Annotated in this window: 15 protein-coding genes; 7 read left to right on the plus strand and 8 right to left on the minus strand. The window is 50.3% G+C overall.

Going from position 1 to position 17,209, the window contains the following annotated elements; genetic code table 11:
- The first annotated feature begins 216 nt into the window (after nucleotides 1–216).
- Both KBP52_RS09640 and KBP52_RS09645 read left to right on the plus strand, forming a co-directional pair.
- On the plus strand, nucleotides 217–546 hold the full coding sequence (locus tag KBP52_RS09640; protein WP_212622649.1) for a hypothetical protein: 330 nt from the start codon (nucleotides 217–219) through the stop codon (nucleotides 544–546).
- Between the two features lie 132 nt (nucleotides 547–678).
- Nucleotides 679–1,638, plus strand: a complete 960-nt coding sequence (locus KBP52_RS09645; protein ID WP_150760990.1) for a zincin-like metallopeptidase domain-containing protein — start codon at nucleotides 679–681, stop codon at nucleotides 1,636–1,638.
- A 132-nt stretch (nucleotides 1,639–1,770) separates the two neighbouring features.
- Here KBP52_RS09645 and KBP52_RS09650 read toward each other — a convergent pair whose 3' ends face one another.
- Nucleotides 1,771–1,968, minus strand: coding sequence for a hypothetical protein (locus KBP52_RS09650; RefSeq protein ID WP_007901093.1), 198 nt, complete (start codon nucleotides 1,966–1,968; stop codon nucleotides 1,771–1,773).
- 224 nt (nucleotides 1,969–2,192) lie between these two features.
- Here KBP52_RS09650 and mobH point away from each other — a divergent pair, with 224 nt between their 5' ends.
- Complete coding sequence (gene mobH, locus KBP52_RS09655; RefSeq protein WP_212622650.1) at nucleotides 2,193–3,938, plus strand: MobH family relaxase; 1,746 nt, start codon at nucleotides 2,193–2,195, stop codon at nucleotides 3,936–3,938.
- 195 nt (nucleotides 3,939–4,133) lie between these two features.
- Here the strand turns inward: mobH and KBP52_RS09660 are convergent, their stop codons facing one another.
- The gene (locus tag KBP52_RS09660) at nucleotides 4,134–5,351 is read right to left on the minus strand and encodes a DNA phosphorothioation-associated DGQHR protein 1 (RefSeq protein WP_150760988.1); all 1,218 of its coding nucleotides are present in this window, start codon (nucleotides 5,349–5,351) and stop codon (nucleotides 4,134–4,136) included.
- Nucleotides 5,351–5,875: a hypothetical protein gene (locus KBP52_RS09665; RefSeq protein ID WP_212622651.1), complete on the minus strand. Its 525-nt coding sequence runs from the start codon at nucleotides 5,873–5,875 to the stop codon at nucleotides 5,351–5,353. The genes KBP52_RS09660 and KBP52_RS09665 overlap by 1 nt, the downstream gene beginning before the upstream one ends.
- A gap of 331 nt (nucleotides 5,876–6,206) precedes the next feature.
- Between KBP52_RS09665 and dndB the strand changes: the two genes are divergently transcribed.
- Genes dndB through dndE form a run of 4 tightly spaced genes read left to right on the plus strand, consistent with a single transcriptional unit; the run spans nucleotide 6,207 to nucleotide 11,255 of the window.
- Nucleotides 6,207–7,292: a DNA sulfur modification protein DndB gene (dndB, locus tag KBP52_RS09670; RefSeq protein ID WP_150760986.1), complete on the plus strand. Its 1,086-nt coding sequence runs from the start codon at nucleotides 6,207–6,209 to the stop codon at nucleotides 7,290–7,292.
- Nucleotides 7,289–8,917, plus strand: a complete 1,629-nt coding sequence (gene dndC, locus KBP52_RS09675; protein ID WP_212622652.1) for a DNA phosphorothioation system sulfurtransferase DndC — start codon at nucleotides 7,289–7,291, stop codon at nucleotides 8,915–8,917. The genes dndB and dndC overlap by 4 nt, the downstream gene beginning before the upstream one ends.
- Complete coding sequence (gene dndD, locus KBP52_RS09680; protein ID WP_212622653.1) at nucleotides 8,914–10,908, plus strand: DNA sulfur modification protein DndD; 1,995 nt, start codon at nucleotides 8,914–8,916, stop codon at nucleotides 10,906–10,908. Before dndC ends, dndD begins: the two co-directional genes overlap by 4 nt.
- A complete protein-coding gene (gene dndE / locus KBP52_RS09685) occupies nucleotides 10,908–11,255 on the plus strand; it encodes a DNA sulfur modification protein DndE (RefSeq protein WP_212622654.1) in 348 nt (115 codons plus the stop codon). The genes dndD and dndE overlap by 1 nt, the downstream gene beginning before the upstream one ends.
- Before the next feature lie 95 nt (nucleotides 11,256–11,350).
- On the opposite strand, the gene KBP52_RS09690 is transcribed toward dndE, so the two are convergent.
- The 5 genes from KBP52_RS09690 to KBP52_RS09710 are packed head-to-tail and all read right to left on the minus strand — an operon-like array spanning nucleotide 11,351 to nucleotide 17,137.
- Nucleotides 11,351–12,241, minus strand: coding sequence for a hypothetical protein (locus tag KBP52_RS09690; RefSeq protein ID WP_150760982.1), 891 nt, complete (start codon nucleotides 12,239–12,241; stop codon nucleotides 11,351–11,353).
- Between the two features lie 3 nt (nucleotides 12,242–12,244).
- Nucleotides 12,245–13,375 carry an AAA family ATPase gene (locus tag KBP52_RS09695; protein ID WP_150760981.1) on the minus strand — a complete coding sequence of 377 codons (1,131 nt, stop codon included), beginning with the start codon at nucleotides 13,373–13,375 and terminating at the stop codon, nucleotides 12,245–12,247.
- Nucleotides 13,375–14,880, minus strand: coding sequence for an FtsK/SpoIIIE domain-containing protein (locus KBP52_RS09700; RefSeq protein WP_150760980.1), 1,506 nt, complete (start codon nucleotides 14,878–14,880; stop codon nucleotides 13,375–13,377). The genes KBP52_RS09695 and KBP52_RS09700 overlap by 1 nt, the downstream gene beginning before the upstream one ends.
- Nucleotides 14,880–16,943: an AAA family ATPase gene (locus tag KBP52_RS09705; RefSeq protein ID WP_191632518.1), complete on the minus strand. Its 2,064-nt coding sequence runs from the start codon at nucleotides 16,941–16,943 to the stop codon at nucleotides 14,880–14,882. Before KBP52_RS09705 ends, KBP52_RS09700 begins: the two co-directional genes overlap by 1 nt.
- Entirely contained in the window at nucleotides 16,940–17,137 is a 198-nt protein-coding gene (locus tag KBP52_RS09710; protein ID WP_150760978.1) for a hypothetical protein, read from the minus strand. Before KBP52_RS09710 ends, KBP52_RS09705 begins: the two co-directional genes overlap by 4 nt.
- Nucleotides 17,138–17,209: the final 72 nt, after the last annotated feature.

Here is a 17,209-nt window from a genome sequence, read left to right on the forward strand (position 1 = left end):
AGGCTACGTCACCCCGGTGATAGTTCTCCCCAAGTGCGATGAGCGTTCGGTGGCTCGCACGGTGACCGTTGCTACGGTGATGAACGCCTACTGCTCTCCTGAGCGCCTTTCGAGCGCTGCTCGTGAGATAAGCCCTCTTGATTTTCTTCAACCCACTGCGGGGAAATTCTTTCCCCCTCGGGACAGGTTTCTTCGCGTTTTCCACGGAGACATACCATGCCCGACTCACTTACACCGGAAACACTGAACCCCCTTCGGTTGCCCATCGTATTCACCCCTGGCGCGTGGCAACGCGCAGTACTGCTCGAACACTCCGATCACGCTGAGAAGCTGCAGGTCGATCGGTTGAGCCACGTATTGCGCGCAGCCTTCGAAGCCCACCTGGCCTATCCACACAAGCCCTACGTGCTGTTCGAGGTAATCTACATTGAATCAATCGATCACTTAGACCACGACCCGTTGCTGCAATTGAGTCTCAGCCTGCTCCAAGAGCCGGGTCAGCCGGACGTCTTGCTGATAGCGCTTGCAGGAGAACACCAGCGCTAAGCGCAATGGGCGGTGCCCACCTCCACATTCGGACGGCATGCAAGACCTGCATCAATCCAACCCATCACCCAACCGGGGAACCCTCCCCCGACGGGCAAGGCGTTCCTCCGTTTTTCTCTCGAGGAAATTGCCATGCGCGATATCTACCAAGACGTGACTGACAAGATCGTTACCGCGTTAGACCAAGGCGTTGCTCCCTGGATCAAACCCTGGTCCTCAAGTGGCTCCACTTACATCGGCCATCAACCCTACCCCATCAACGCCATCACACGACGTCCGTATTCAGGCATCAATTTGCCGCTGCTCTGGGCCGAGGCCAGGTTGCAGGGGTTCACTCAAGATCGTTGGCTGACCTTCAACCAGGCCAAAAACGCCGGTGGGCACATTCGTAAGGGTGAGCACAGCACCCTGGCGGTGCTCTACAAGCCGATGGAGCGCGAGGAACAGACCGAGTCAGGCCAACCCGTACTCGATGAAAACGGTCAGCCCAAGGTCGCTCACTTCGGTATTCTCAGGACACATTTTCTGTTCAACATCGAGCAAACGGAGGGGCTCGAAGCGCTCAATGAAACCGAGCTCGAGACGGAACAGAGTGATCCCTTCCAGGCCAACAGCGTTGCGGAAAAGCTGCTGTTAAGTTCAGGCGCACACATCATTCTTCGGCCTGCCGACGAAGCCTTTTACCACCCGATCAGGGATCTCATCCAGCTGCCGACAAAAGCACAATTTCACGACGAAGGTGGGTACTACGCCACCGCACTCCACGAGCTGACGCACTGGACCGGACACCACTCTCGATTGCAGCGCGAGGGCGTGAAGTCTCCTTGTCCATTCGGCTCGCCAGGCTATGCATTTGAGGAGCTGATCGCCGAAATGGGTGCCGCTTTTTTATGTGCCTACGCCGGTATACAGGGAGAGTTGCGACACGAGGGCTACATCGACTCCTGGCTCAGCCTGCTCAAGGCTGACAAACGCGCGATCTTTCGCGCCAGTGGTCACGCCCGAAGCGCGTCGGAGTATGTGCTCAACCTGGAGCAGCAACTGAAGCAGATGGTAATGGATGACTCACGATGCATGAACGATGGAGTTTGATCGTTACCTCACCGCTGCAATCGCATCACAGGGCCCAACGCGAGTTGGGCCCTTTTTTCTGACACCCCCAGAAAACCCATGCCGCGGGGCTCTGATGCAAAGGGTCAGGGATGGGCGCACACCCGCAGCCTATCATTCCGCATCCAGGTTCTGCGCCAGAAAATCCACCAGTTCAAGCGGACTCCGGCTGTCGATCACCTTGTAGATTAGATCGCGTTTACTGCGCGGCAACTTCTTGACCACGCTCTTCGCCGAGGCCCGGACGGCTTCGTCGGTCCCATGGATACGTGCCGCGAGCAGCAGCACGAGCGTGGCGTCAGTGAGGTTCATGGCAAGACCCAAAAAATAGGCATCGCAGTGTACCGACTCTTGTCTTTTCCATACCAGCCCCCCCAACAAACTGACGTGTAGCAGTATCGATAATCCGATTGCCGCACAAAGGGACACGAGCCAAAAGGACGGGTAAGGGTTGGAAAGGAATGGGGAGTCAAGGGTAAGAGCCCTATCCGAAAAGGCTAAAAGGCCACTGACCCAGCCACTTCCCGGAGGTCACGATGCTCAATCTGTTTCGCCACAAAAGGCAGAAGCCCACTCCGCCACCGACCGTGAGCGTGAGCGTCGCCGAAGGTTACCTGCCCGTCGAGTCGGCCCTCAGTTTGTTAGCTGCGGAGCACCGCCGTCAGTTGCTCGATCGGATTTGGCAGTACACCGCCCTCTCTCAAGCGCAATTCACCCAGCTCTATTTAAACCCGATCCATCGCTACGCCCAACAGGTCCAGCAACTTCCAGCCAGCGAGACACACCACCATGCGTATCTCGGCGGTATGCTCGACCATGGCCTAGAGCTGGTCGCTTGCAGTTTGAAACTGCGTCAGTCGTATCTACTTCCCACCGGCGCCGCGCCCGAAGATCAAGCCGCCCAGACCGATGCCTGGTCGGCGGGTATTGCTTATGGCGCCCTGCTGCATGATATAGGCAAGATCGCCGTGGACCTGCAGGTCGAACGCCAGGATGGCCGTCCTTGGCATCCTTGGCACGGTCCCCTGGATCAGCCCTACCGTTTTCGCTATGTCAAAGATCGCGACTACCACCTGCACGGCGCCGCTGCGGGTTTGCTCTACACCCAGATTCTCGACCGCTCCATCCTCGACTGGCTCAATGGGTTTCCTTCACTCTGGGCCAGCCTGCTGTATGTCTTGGCCGGCCAATACGAGCGCGCCGGCGTGTTGGGAGAACTGGTGATTCAAGCAGACCGCGTCTCCACCGCGCAAAACATCGGCGGCAACCCAAGCAAGGCGCTGCAGGCTCCGATCCATTCGCTGCAACATCACTTGATCAGCGGACTGCGTCACCTGGTTCAGCACGAGCTGAAACTCAACCAGCCGGGTGCCGCGGGCTGGCTGACCCAGGACGCCCTATGGCTCGTCAGCAAGACGGTCACGGATAAGCTGCGAGCTTACCTGCTGTCGCAATCGATTGAAGGTATTCCTTCATCCAACATCGCCGTGTTCGACGAACTGCAATCGCATGGACTGGTCGAGTCCACCCCGGAAGGCAAAGCTATCTGGACCGCGCTCGTCGTCCAGGGAAGCTGGCAGCAGAGCTTTACCTTTCTGCGCCTTCCACCGGCGTTGATTTGGGGGAGCGAACACCGGCCCGAGGCTTTCAGCGGAACGGTGAATGTGGATGCTGAAATCCAGCCGACAACAGCACCAGCACCAGCATCACCATCCACCTCCGAAGCTGGCAGTACAGGACCAACTCAGAGTCACTCGCCGCCTGCCCCGCTGGCGATGGAAGATGCCGACTATCTCGGAACGTTGCTGGATATGTTCGAGCTGGAAGAGCCTGAGGTCAGTGACACATCGTCAGCAGGCACTCTGGAAATATCAAATACTTCTTCGGATAACCCTGGTCAGGCATTTCTGAATTGGGTCAAGGAAGGCATCCAGAGTCACAAGCTGATCATCAATGACAGCAAGGCCAAGGTGCACATCGTTGACGGCACGTTACTCCTAGTCACACCAGGGATTTTTCAGCGTTATGCTCAGGAGTTTCCGGGCATTGCCTCGGGTGCAAACGCGGGCAGCGAGGAGTGGCGCTGGATCCAGAAGCGATTTGAACAGTTAAACTTACATAGGAAGCGAAAAAGCGGTTTGAACATTTGGTGTTGCCAAGTTAAAGGACCGAGAAGAAAGACAAAGCTCAAAGGATATCTCTTAACAAAACCTGAACTTCTGATTTCACCTCTCCCAGTGAACAACCCTTTCTTAACGATTAAGACAGAGGAGGAACTCTAGACCGTTTCATAGAGACCTGACATAGTGACAGTGACTACCCCACAAAAATAATTACGCCTCCCGCAAGACTATAAATACGTATAAGTCCCCAACCCCGAGCATAGTATTAATAATACTTTAGTTTAGGTTCAACCTCCACCGACTGCCACTAACCACAGCATTTAACCAACTAGAGAAAAAAACCATATTGATTACTTAAAGCCCTAGACCATTCACTAAATCTCTACGAATTTCAGAGCGACCAATTCCCGACGCTTGATATTTATCGCCATTCAAATCCATTCCTGCGCATGGCTCTAGCAGCCGAGTAAGCGCTTCTATTGAAAAATTTCCAGCCGAAATTGGGCGCCTCATCGTAAGGATTCGTAAAACGTCAAACAGCGCTTGAACTCCTACTGTTTTTCTCAGATAAGATCCTTCTCCTGCCCCTTTCCAAATAGTACTGGTGACTGCATGAAAAAAATTACATACAATCTCATAGATACCTTTATCATTCCCCTCAAGGTAGAGAGTTCTTAATGGTAAGTCCGAGTACCCTGCGAGCGCTTTTCTGCCTAGATTTTTATTATCGGACTTCCTAACTGTGTTTCTATCTTCTTGAGGATTCTTAGAGATAAGCCGAAGAACACCGTCGACAATGGTGGCCACTGACACACCGACTGAACCACGAGCATCTTTTTTAGTTGCAAGCAAAGCCGTAGTGTCTGCGGTTGAAAAAATAGACTCATAAAAGGGCGAGGTTGCATCTGTGTTGAGAAGTCGAGTTAAATAAACAGCGAGCGTCTCTGGCGACCAAAGGCTTACGGGACGTTCATCAACATCAAACCCAAACAATTCGTACGCCAGACCTCTATCTACCTTTTTTTGATTAAAATTTATAGTCGCAAAGACGTAGGCATGGAATGGTGTAGGTAACTCTAAGAAAACAACACATAACAATTCCATTTCACGCTGAGGCGCGGACTTCGGAAGATGTTGAAACGCATGAAGCCTGTGCTGACCGTCGATAATAGATGCGTGAGAAAGAGCATCAAGAGGTATTGATAGCGCCCAAAAGCCTTCGCCTCGATCTTCAACTTTCCATTGCTGAGATTCATCCTCTACATAAAGCCCGTCTTTCGAATAGTTAGCCGCAAGAATAATCGCATTCGGAAACGTCGCGTCGGTTGTCTGGATGAATGACGCGATTTCTTGAAGCCGAGTCTTTTTTTCTACTCGCTGGGAGCCAAAAATTGAATACCCCCCCTTCGAATCAGCCTGCTCTTCGTCTAATCGCCCCCTGATCTCGGCAGGCAAAGAATAAGTAATCTCATTCAGGAGATCAGCGCGCAAGGAAAAGGCGAAAAAGGTTCCTAACGGCTGCTCAATACGGATAGCGGGACGAATGATGCTACGTTTATCCAGAATACTCATTAAATCAGTCCTCCACCAGAAAGTTTACTAACTTGAGGATTCGCTCCTCCATCTTCAGTCATTGGAGGATTTTCTGGTTGAAATCGACCTGAGAGAATACACACACGGTAGGATAAATATAAAACAACGCCGGTGCCCAGAAGCGCCCAAACCATTGCATTAGGTTTCTCATTACGAAATAGAGCGATCGCCGCAAACAAGCCTCCAGAAACACACAGCGCGCAAATTCTCATCCTTTGAAATCGCGATATCCTCTTCCAGTAGTTTTCAGGAAGAAAAATATCAGCGGCGAATGGGGCTAATGTCGCAAGAGCGTAGGTCGCCAGCGACTCTGAACTGACTGATCTGTCCATCACGAGCGGAAAATAGACGCCAATGCCTCCAACAGCCAAAAGCGCAATCGCACAATAGAGAAGAACTGTCCACCTTTCGTCGCCGCTCACTTTGCGATTTTCTTTGTGCGACACATCCGCTCCTTTGGAAGCAATCCTCTCTAAGCGTTCAAGTAAATCATACCCATCCAACCCACGCCACCTTGGCAGATGCTACGGCATTCAGCTATCTGTACAAAACCCGACTCCCGCCTGTGACGGCTAATACAGCAGGCGCTGCCTGGTGATGGCAAGTCGTGCGGCTGTACTGAACAAAATCTGAAGACCTACGCGTGAGGGCTTCCCTCCTTAGTAACCATTCACAGTACGGTGTCCTGTTGGAATTCTAGCCTCTAACGCGGCCCCCTCCCGGCCTGCCCCCGAGCCTGTACGTCAAAAATGACATACACAGCGTTAAATACGTTTAAAAACGCTTAAGAAAACGTCATAATTGGGAGACATTTTTCGCAAATAGTAATGAGCTATGACCTCACTTACCGCTGATTATTGCTATTCCTTCCCCGCTGTCAGGGGTATGCAAGCAGGCAGGCCTTTTTACATTGCGACCTGCCCGTTGAGGATCATTCCTAAAATTTTTAGTTTTGATGAGTCTGAGGTTCCGCCCGAGCTGCGAGCTCAGCGCATCATCAACAAAGCACGAATCCCAGAAATGGTACGATATTTGCTTGATAATCCAAAGGACTACGTCTTTTCAGCGCTAACAGCGTCGATCGCTGTTGACGTGGAGTTTGAGGAACACACTGGCTCGTATAACTTAGGCACCCTTAGGGTTCCCATGGACGCACAAATCCTCATCAATGATGGTCAGCATCGCCGAAAAGCCATAGAAGAAGCTCTTCAAGAACGGCCCGAGCTAGGGCAGGACAATATACCGGTTCTTTTTTTCGTCGATGAAGGACTTAGACGCAGTCAGCAAATGTTTGCTGACCTCAATAAATACGCCGTCAAGCCCAGTCCATCACTGGCCACGCTATACGACCATAGAGATCCTGAGTCAGAACTCGCCCGTAGTCTGGCAACAACGATATGCCCGTTCATTGGCCTGACGGAGATGGAGAGATCCAGTGTGGCTGTCAGATCCAATAAATTGTTCACCTTGAGCAGTATTAAACAGGCCACTCGCGCCCTGTTGAGTAAAGGCAACCGTGACAGCTACAGCGAAACAGAGTCGGTCTTAGCTAAAACGTACTGGGAAGCTGTATACCAGTGCATGCCAGATTGGCAAATGGCAATGAAAAAGGAAGTATCACCCACTCAACTGCGCTTAGAGTATATTCATGCGCATGGCGTTGGCTTGCACGCACTTGGACTCCTCGGCAAGCACTTAATTCTCGCTTGCCCTGACACCTGGAAAAACAAACTTCAGGATCTTAGAAGTATAGACTGGAGCAAAACCAATCCCGAGTGGCTGCGTCGCACTATGTCCCATGGAAAACTGAGCAAATCGACAATTTCCATTCAATTAACATGCAACGCTCTTAAAAAGGCGTTGAAGCTTCCTCTAACGCCCGATGAAGCCGTACTGGAACAGCAGGTTTTACCGCAATGAGCAACCTCAATCAAAATTTCGATCTTGCTGACTACGAAGAATTTATTAACAAAGAGGTCTTTGCAGGCAAACCTCTAGCAGACTATGTTGCCGAAGTTCAACGTATCTACTGTTCCGATACGCGCCCATGGATTATCGGATATAGTGGCGGAAAAGATTCCTCGGCTGTAATTACCTTGGTCTATTTAGCATTACTAGGACTAAAGCCAGAGGATCGAAAAAAACACGTATTCTTGGTATGTTCGGACACGCTCGTAGAAACTCCAGTAGTGGTCGACCTTATTCTCGAGAGCATGCAGTTAATAGAAAAAGGCGCCAAACGAGATGGGCTGCCTATCACTCAACACGCTGTCACACCAAAGGTTTCAGAAACATTCTGGGTTAACCTACTGGGCAAAGGTTATCCTGCGCCTAGTAGGAGTTTTCGCTGGTGCACCGAACGAATGAAGATAAACCCAGTAAGTGAGTTTATTAAGGGAAAAGTCAGTCAGTTTGAGGAAGTTGTTGTATTGCTTGGTGCCCGTAGTAGTGAAAGTTCATCCCGGGCACAGGTGATCGCTAAGCATAAGATTGATGGTACGAGACTGGCGCGTCATACCACCTTGGCTAATGCCTTCATCTACACACCGATTGATACTTGGGACACTGAAGATGTATGGAGGCTACTTCGAGGAGCCTTTCGATACGCTGGTCTCGATATTGAAGAGTGGGAAAACCCTTGGGGCGGAAGCAATCGCCAGCTTTGGACGCTTTATATGCACTCGTCTGGTCAAGGTGAGTGTCCGCTAGTAATTGACGAAAGTACTCCTTCCTGTGGAAACTCTCGCTTCGGCTGCTGGACATGTACCGTCGTCACCAAAGACCGCGCGATGGAAAGCCTTATCCAAAACGGCGAAGATTGGATGCTACCGCTTTTGAAGTTCAGAGATGCATTGGCAAACACCAGCGATCCAAATCAAAAAGACGTCTTTCGCAATTACAAGCGGAGAACGGGAAAAGTGACCTATCAGTACGCAAAAGAAGGTGCAGACGTTCACGAAACACGAAAGCATGTACCTGGACCTTATTGGTTAAAGTATCGAAAAGCTTGGCTCCAAGAGCTGCTTGAGCTTGAAAGAGATATCAACCAAGGCGGACATACCATAAAGCTTATTTCTGAGCCAGAACTCCATGTTATTCGCCAGCAGTGGCTTAGAGACCCGAACGAGCCCGACTGGAAAGATGAACTTCCTGAAATTTACCGCAGGGTATATGGATTCGATTTAGATTGGGTTATCGATGATCAGAGTCGATTTGATGCTTGCGACGCCAAACTTCTCAATGATGTTTCTTCGGCATACGAAGTAGAATCAGAGATGGTCATGAAACTAATTGAGCTCGAAATCTCCATGGAAGGTTTAGGACGTCGCCAAGGTATTTTTGAGAAAATCGGCACCATCCTTAAACAAGACTGGGGCTCACTTGAAGTAATAGAACAGCACAATACCGCACTACAAAAACGACATGAACGGGACCTTCATGCCGATACCATTTTACGCCTGGAACAGGATTTAAAAACGATTTCCGAACAGATTGCTGAAATTGATAAAACAAAAAACTTGCGACATGAAGACTTTGCTCAATGATCATTAAGAAGTTGGTACTCCATAATTTCCGTGTTTTTCATGGCACCCATGAAATTGACCTAGCTCCACAAAGCGATTCCCAACATCAGAAACCTATTGTTCTGATTGGGGGACTAAATGGTGCCGGAAAAACCTCAATCTTAACGGCCATAAGGTTCGCGCTTCATGGCAGGCTAGCATTTGATGGGATTCATCAGACACGAGATTACCTGGACCACATATCTACTTTGATTAATCATGGCGTGGATGGCACTCCCCGCCCCGCTGAAGCCGTCGTCGAGCTAACGTTCACATACAATAAAGATGGTGAAGAATCAGAGTTCACTGTCGTCAGACGCTGGAAGCGTGACGCCGCCGACCGCTTGTCTTTACAGCAAAACGGCGCCCCTTTAAACGAGCTTAACTACGAACAGTGCCAGGGTTTTTTGAATGAGCTAATTCCACCAGGAATTGCAGATCTGTTCTTTTTTGATGGTGAAAAAATATCGGCTTTAGCCGAGGATGCTTCCGGCCAACTCTTAAAAACAGCAGTTAAACGACTGTTAGGCTTAGATGTGATCGAGCGATTAATAACCGACTTGACCATATACTTAAAGCGTCAAAACTCACTACAATTAGAAGAATTGGAACAACTCAAACTGTCCGAAATAGAGGCCGAATGCGATCGGCTTCGTTTGAGTGTTGAGCAATTTCGTTTTTCCGCCGACTTGGTAAAAAATCATCTAGACTTTACCGCTAGCGATATAAGCAAACTTGAAGGTACCTTAGCAGCCCAAGGAGGCGCCTTCGCACTGAGTAAAAATCAAGAGCAATTGGTAATTGAAGAACTCTTGAAAGAGAAAGCTATACTAGAAAGAAATATTCGACATGAATGTGAGGGCTCACTTGCCTACTGTCTTGCCCCCAAGACAATGAGCAACCTGCTACGGCAGCTAGATGGTGAATGTGAATCGAAGAGCTTTAGAAACTTTTCAGAACAGCTGGAGCTATTTTTAGAAAAATTCAAAGAAGGTTTGAGATCAACACCTGAAGAAATACAGACCACCATCAAGGATATGATGGAGTCGCAAATGAGCAATTACCTTTCATCCAAACCTACCATAGAGATCCTGCTGGATATATCAGACCGTGAAACAGGTATAATAAATCACGCGATCACTCATGAAGCAAAACAGTCTTGGGATCGATTTCACTCAGCTAAAAATCGACTCGCCGAAATTGAAAATGCCCTTGAAGATGGCGCGCGAAATATCGAACGAGCACCCGACGACCAACAACTGCTTAGCTTATTTACAAAGATAAGAGAGCTCGATAAAAAGCGCGTAACCACACAAAACGAATACGAGCACCTACTAAAAAACATTAAGCTTGCAATAACAAAACAACTCGACTGCGAGAAAAAAATCCGAAAACTGCACGACAGTGTCCGCTCAAGTCATGGCTCGACGACTGCAGTCTCGAACGCGTCCAAAACGATTTCAATGCTTAATGACTATGCCAAAGTGCTCACCGGGGCCAGAGTCAAAAAGTTAGAAAAAAACTTTTCTGATGCCTATAGCCGCCTGGCCCGTAAGGATGACCTAAAGATCACAGCGCGCATAAGCCAAGATACCTTCGACGTAGAACTAATAGATCAAAAAAATAACATTCTGAGCCGGAAATCGCTTTCTGCCGGCGAAAAGCAAATTTATGCTGTGGCAGTCTTAGACGCACTTGCAAAGACCTCTGGAAGACAACTACCCGTAATCATTGATACCCCACTCGGCCGCCTGGATTCGGTTCACCGTCAAAACCTTATAGACAACTACTTCCCGTTTGCTAGCCATCAAGTTATTTTGCTATCAACCGACACCGAAGTCGGAGAAACCTACTTCAGCAAACATCTTTCGCCATATGTGTCACACAGCTATCAAATCGAGTTTGACAGCAGCAATTTGTCCACGCGCATTTTACCAGGCTACTTTTGGTCTTACGAAGGAGGCCTACACTAATGTTACCGAACCGAATGCAGCTTGATCGCCAGACAGAGGATCACCTTAAACGGCTTAAAAGCCAAACAGGTTTAACTCCGAACGTCAGCGCGAGAATTGCCTTTTTTCGATCTATTGAATCAGACTTTCTCTATAAAGGAGAAATAAAAAAGCTCGATGGCACGCTCGTTTTAGATAAAGTTACTTGGCTTGGCGACACCGCCTCGATAACGGAGCTAGTGTTAAAACTAAAGTACCCTACATTGGACAGCCGCGACCTTATGAAAGCTTGGGCAGCGCATGTCGATGACGGTATTGCAGCGCTGCGTAACCATAAAAGCTTATTGTCTTTCTCAGCAGCTCTTTAAGACGCTCCTGCCCTTTTGTTAGGCCATAGGAAAGGGCATGGAAAACTCCTCATATAAATTTATGGCAAGAGGGTGTCAGCTTTAGACTCCACAAACTAGTAAACTGAGAGGTGGTATTTAGCTTGTTCTAGTACCATTTCAAACTCCTGCGGTCGTCGCCCTAGCGAAGCCTGAAAGCTCGAAAGCACCCATTTCGACTCATCTCTCAAGGTAAGCGTATGCGTGAGGCGCTGCAAAAGTCGCTTGGTATCCACATAACGCAGGTAAATTGGTAACTGCTCGGTAGGATCAGCAGGTAGATGCTGCTTTATCAAGTTTATCAAAGCAATCACCTCAGTCGCTACGTTATGACCCTCTTGATCCAATGCCCGCAACCTTTGCGAGATATCAGCTCGGACAATGGGTTCAGTGACACTACACATGAATCCTGGCGGTACCTTTACGCCGGCGCGGTGACTAGCAGCAAAAAACGGAGCTGCTTCAAGCAAAAGACCACAATCTGCAAGCGTTCTAGCCAACGCGGAATCAGCCTCGAGCTGCGACCCCGGAGGCTTACGGTGACACGACTCAATCCATCGTCCGAGAAGATCATAGTCGAGTAGATAAGCCTCAATTTCCCAACGTGAGGCAATATGCACACTTCCATTGACCGTATGTTGCGTTATCTCGTCGCTCTCGAATTTATATAGAGCAGTCCAGTTATGCTCACGAAAAAACACGTCGCGATCAACAATACCAATTGTGGGAATACCATCTACGTTAACACTGTGATCCACTGCCGCCTGAACACTCGTACAGCCACCACCAACGACGATACTGCGCGCCTCAACAAACTCGAAGGAGTCAATCATCGACCCGAACCAGAAACGATTAAATAGAACGACATCATCCCTGCCCTCCAAAACTACTCGAATCAGGCAAGATTGATGTGCCTCAATCTGTTCAATGGAATCAAACTCATCGAATGACTGGAGTTCAATAGGCATGCTCTACACCTTGAGTTTTGGCTTGAGTAGAGCACCACCCTTCACAAGCCCGGTCTCCACAAGTTTGGGAGCCAGGACTCGCAATGAGTCGACCTGATGAGAGGTTAGAACAAACGAAAGACCCGGATGCTCCTGCGCCCACTGCTTTATGAGCTTCATCAGTCTACGACGCATGACAAGATGCAGATGCTGTTCGGTTTCATCGATAAGTACAATTGTCGAGCCGGTCATATGGCTGGCAATTCGAACGATGAGCTGCACCAGTTGGCGCTCACCGCTGCTCAACTGATCTATGCGGTGTACACCGGACTCCACCTCCACTGGAACGTACAATGTGGGCCGATCCACCGTACCTAGTCTCTTCGCCCCTCTAAAGATCAGCCGGTTGACCAACTCCCGGCACTCTTCTTCCCTGCCGTCGGCAAGCCAGGCAAACCAGACAAAAAGGTTGTCGATCGATGCGTCCCACCTCTCTCCATCAGCACCAAAACGGTGTGCAGCTCGATAAGACAAACCGCTTGGGCGCGTGACGGCCCGCTCTCCCTCCGGCGGCCTACGGATACCACGATCAGATGGGAAATAAAGTACAGATGGGTATCCATTGGCCGAGTCAAATAGCGCGGCTGGCGGCTCGCCAGCGCGTTCAAGAATCGCCTCAGCGAAGGCTATTGCTTCGGGATCAGACTCCGCACTCCGTTCCAATCCTGGACCATTGAGACGATTTTTGAACGACAAGAAAATCTGCTGCTCAACACCCACCCCCTCTAGAGCTTCTGCCGTCCAACGCTTCAGCAGACCTGGGCGACCTACAAATATGGAAAGAAGATAGATCTTAGATCGCACACCGTCATCGAGTGTAACTCGAGCGTCAAGCTGCAGCCCTCCACCGTTTCGATCGATGTCGTCAATCCCTGTACCAACGTGTTCACGCGCGTCCAGCAAACGCATGCCAGCATAAATTGATTCAAGAACGGTGGTCTTACCAGCCCCATTCGTACCCATGATCATGAAAATATTCGTCGCTAACCCCTGTCCGTCTCTTAATACGAACGACTTTTGACCCCGGAGTGCGCCCAGGTCTAACAAAGTTAATTCCAACAATTCAAATCGGGTCGGTCTCAACATCATGGCCATTACTTACTCCTTGTCGATAATGCGGCCCTGACCTCCGAAGGACTGACCTTTACTCCGTGAGCGCGCATGGTAGCGCGCCCCGAAAGTTTGATTAGCATGTCGCCACGCATAAGCAGCTTCTCCGCACCGCCTTCGTCGAGGATGATGCGCGAGTCTGTAGCTTTCTGAACCGTCAGGGCAATTCGCGCAGGTACGTTGGCCCGAAGCAGCCCCGAAAACGTCGCCGCCTCGGGACGCTGAGTCGCCAACACCAAATGGATACCTGTTGCGCGAGCCTTCTGTGCAAGACGCACCAGAGGCTCTTCAGCACCTGTTCGGCCCAGCATGAAGTCAGCGAGTTCATCGATCACCACTACTAGCCGTTCCATGGGAACACCTAGCGCCTGGGCCTCGGTAATGTTTCGGACATTGTTTCGGCGCAACAGCTCCTGACGCTCTTCCATCTCCACTACAACCCCACGCAAGGCTTCGATGCCAAGCCCCATGTCCGTAATAACAGAGCCTGTTCTCAGCCGGGGATAGCTGTTGAAATCGCTGAAGTCGACACCCTTTGGATCGATCATCAAAAGTTCGGGGGGACGGGCAGAAATCACCAAGGAAAGCAGCAGAGCATTCAGACACACACTTTTGCCGCTACCAGTAGCTCCGGCGACGAATAGATGCGGAGCTTCTGCAAGATCGAAGATAATCGGCTGCCCCAATACGTCGACGCCAGGAGACACAGGCATTGCTTCAACGCGATCGACTAAAGCCTTTTCAATCGACTGCCAAGCAACTTCGTGCCATAGCGCGCCTGGCCTGGGAATATCCAATATCACACGCCTCTCGCCGAAGTCTTTGGATAGCCCGATCCCTGTATTACCCAAGCCAACCGCAAATGCCAGATCATCGAGGCCTCGCTTCAAGCGGTCGTAATCCTCCACTCCCGCCAATGTCAACTGAAAGCGCGACAGGCGCGGTCCTTCCTGAACGTCAGCGGCTGCCGTAGCAGAAACGCCCAATTGCTTCAATCCTTGCGCCAACGTTGCAAAATCCAAGGCGCTAAAGCCATCAGCGCCGTCCTGGGCATCCTCGGCGCGCTCGGTACTTACGTACAACTCGTCGAGAAGATAATCGTAGAAACTACGACCTGGCGTCCAAGCACCTCGCATGAACTCGAGACCACGTCGAGCGTGTCGTTGTATAAGTTCGACGTAACGCCGATTGTTGTCGAAGAGTTCCTCATCGTGGATTACACCCAAAAGAATCCTGAATGCATCATCATAATTTTGGCTTTCTGCTTTTCCCATGCCAGTGATCTGCTCGATACTAAGCTCACTGCCACGATCCCCTCTCTTTACGGACGGGGCGCTATACCTCTCATCAGGTTCCCCACCAATCTTTAATGATTGAGCAATGGCGAAGCGAACCACCCACCAGTAGTGACCGCTGGGTTGATGTAGTCCGTCACGCAAAACGGTTTCAAAGAAAGACTTTTCGTCCGCAGAGAAGTACAGGCTAATCATTAACTTGAAATCCCGTCGTAGCGCATCCTATCAATCTCGACAATCCTTGCTCGGGTTCCACCATCATTTTGAATCTCGTAGCGACGACGAATACGCTCACCTAAATGGCAGAGTACCTCGTCATCCATTTCGCTATTGGTAGGCAGGAGTAACAGCGGCTTACCGGCGTTTGGAAAGTACTCGCTCATAAGCAAGGCTCGATTCTCTCGGTCAATTCTTCCCAGTGGAGTATCGATTACCACTGGAAGATCACGACCAGCCTCATCCCTCAAAGCCCAAAGCATTCCCATCGCAACAAGCTGTCGCATCCCAGCAGAAATACTTCTACGTGCAACCTCCTCAGATTGTTCGTCGAAGTACTTCATTACAAACCAGTCATCGAGAGTTACTGATTTAATAAGTTGACTAGGCGCTAAAAGGATTCCGATTCTTTCATTTAGATGGTTTTCTACCGATTGGCGGATATAAGTCCTGCGCCTATCACGGTATGTTTCTAGAGCTCGCTTGACCTTCACGCTCAACTGATAAGCGCGGTTTTCTTCTGTCACAGAGGCATACTTTTGTTCGCATTGACGAATGCGCTGTTTGGCTTGCTCTGAGGCTTCCAAAGCCTGCCGCTCCTTGACCCTAAGTTCCGCAAGCCTGTCAGTGAAGTCACGAATCTGCTGATCTAAATCTGAGATTACTTTGTTCAAGGACTCAAACTGATGCCTGGCTTCGTCACTAGTTAGTTCGGCCTCGTCCAGATCCCGCTGCGCTTGCTCAGTTTCTTGGGCAAGCTGTCTCAAAAGGCGAAGTTTATCGACATGAGAGGCTACTAAACTTGGACCACGCTCTGTCCATACCAAGTATCGATCACGCAACGCCTTTGCTTGTCGAGGGCTTACTGCAGTAAGCAGCGGGCTTACATGCGCACCGACCGACAGCCCTCGCCTCACCAGCGCCTCTCTGACATCCAAAGAAAAATTTTCGTACTGCGAATCAGTCAGCAAGACTGGGGGACTTAAGTGGGCTAAGCTGCCTTTTAGGGCTTCGGGCAGTTCCCCATGCAGCTTCGTGGACAAAGAAATGTCTGTGCTAGATGAAAACTGATCATCCAACAACTTGTAGGCGTTTCGAACCACCGAAAGATTGGTGAGCCAAGGAGCCTCTGGCGCCAGCAGTTCGGACAGCTCGGCATCTAGCTTTTCGCGCTGGGAACCTATGACTTCTATTCTGTTGACCATACGGCGACGGTCTGTCTCGGAAATCCCAACGCGCAATGCGTTTCGTTGATCGTCAAGACGTGTGCGCTTACGATCTAAATCGGAGTACTCCGCCTCGGTGTCCACCCGCAAACGTTGAAGTGATTCAATCTGGGCTTTTGCCGAGCGAAGGTCGTTCTCTGCGTGTACAACCTCGCTTTGAGCCTCTGCCGGCAACCCAGAACGACGTTTGGCTCTGCCATAAACGTCCAATTCGCGAAGAATATCTCCAATAAAGGAGAGCTTCAGCAAACGCTCTATTTCAGCGCGCTCACGCCCTTCCTCTGAATCTGCAAACGATTGGACCTGCTCGCCGTCAAAGAAGTAGAACGGCACAATTTCGCTGGGAGCCAAACCAGAGAGGAACGACTCTGCCTCCTCAGAACCCAATTGGGCCGTACCTCGACTAATATTCAGCCGTTCTGTAAAGCCTGCGGTTGTATTCGCGCGGGAGAAGATGCGTTCGATCTTCACCTCCAGCGCTCCTTGGGTCCAACATAGCATTACACGGGCCCGATCGTCGGGATCACGTGCCCCTCTATTGAATACCCCATACCAACGGCCCGACTGACCTAGAACAAATTGCTTTGGGCTCAATGGAATTCCGCCAAAGCCTACCCGGCGAATCTCCTCGTTTTCAGACCCAAGAAACAATAGTTTGATGGCATTCAGCAGGCTCGTTTTGCCGGCGCCATTGCGTCCGGCTATAACAACCATGTTACGTTCAGCGGTGCAGCCGCTTAAATCTATTTGACTGAGGCCTTCGTATGCGAAAATGTTTTCGACTTCAAGCGAAGTGAACTCAATGGAATCGCTCACGATTTGCTCTGCCTTAGGGCTGCCTGGTCAAGAATCTGACTAACATGGCGAGAGAATTCGGCTTTCGCACCGTAAGTTGCAAAAGTTGTAAACTTTTCGGCTAACCCAAGTAGCTCTGCAAGCACCTCCGGGTCAACGCTAAACTCCGCGGCGGCTTCAGCGATCAGCTTGCTGTCCTTGTTCTCACCGGTCATCCGGCCTCCCTTAATCGTACTGCCGTAGCAGATGGAAATCTCTTTGAAACGGCGGTACGCGTATTTTGCATT

Source organism: Pseudomonas sp. SCA2728.1_7 (genome assembly GCF_018138145.1).
In the GTDB taxonomy this organism is placed as follows: Bacteria; Pseudomonadota; Gammaproteobacteria; order Pseudomonadales; family Pseudomonadaceae; genus Aquipseudomonas; species Aquipseudomonas koreensis_A.

What these genes read in the sequence shown, in the direction of transcription:
- KBP52_RS09640 (WP_212622649.1), top strand. Translation starts at nt 217, where the DNA reads ATGCCCGACTCACTTACACCGGAAACACTGAACCCCCTTCGGTTGCCC.
- KBP52_RS09645 (WP_150760990.1), top strand. Translation starts at nt 679, where the DNA reads ATGCGCGATATCTACCAAGACGTGACTGACAAGATCGTTACCGCGTTA.
- KBP52_RS09650 (WP_007901093.1), bottom strand. Translation starts at nt 1,968, where the DNA reads ATGAACCTCACTGACGCCACGCTCGTGCTGCTGCTCGCGGCACGTATC.
- mobH (WP_212622650.1), top strand. Translation starts at nt 2,193, where the DNA reads ATGCTCAATCTGTTTCGCCACAAAAGGCAGAAGCCCACTCCGCCACCG.
- KBP52_RS09660 (WP_150760988.1), bottom strand. Translation starts at nt 5,351, where the DNA reads ATGAGTATTCTGGATAAACGTAGCATCATTCGTCCCGCTATCCGTATT.
- dndB (WP_150760986.1), top strand. Translation starts at nt 6,207, where the DNA reads ATGACCTCACTTACCGCTGATTATTGCTATTCCTTCCCCGCTGTCAGG.
- dndC (WP_212622652.1), top strand. Translation starts at nt 7,289, where the DNA reads ATGAGCAACCTCAATCAAAATTTCGATCTTGCTGACTACGAAGAATTT.
- dndD (WP_212622653.1), top strand. Translation starts at nt 8,914, where the DNA reads ATGATCATTAAGAAGTTGGTACTCCATAATTTCCGTGTTTTTCATGGC.
- dndE (WP_212622654.1), top strand. Translation starts at nt 10,908, where the DNA reads ATGTTACCGAACCGAATGCAGCTTGATCGCCAGACAGAGGATCACCTT.
- KBP52_RS09690 (WP_150760982.1), bottom strand. Translation starts at nt 12,241, where the DNA reads ATGCCTATTGAACTCCAGTCATTCGATGAGTTTGATTCCATTGAACAG.
- KBP52_RS09695 (WP_150760981.1), bottom strand. Translation starts at nt 13,375, where the DNA reads ATGGCCATGATGTTGAGACCGACCCGATTTGAATTGTTGGAATTAACT.
- KBP52_RS09700 (WP_150760980.1), bottom strand. Translation starts at nt 14,880, where the DNA reads ATGATTAGCCTGTACTTCTCTGCGGACGAAAAGTCTTTCTTTGAAACC.
- KBP52_RS09710 (WP_150760978.1), bottom strand. Translation starts at nt 17,137, where the DNA reads ATGACCGGTGAGAACAAGGACAGCAAGCTGATCGCTGAAGCCGCCGCG.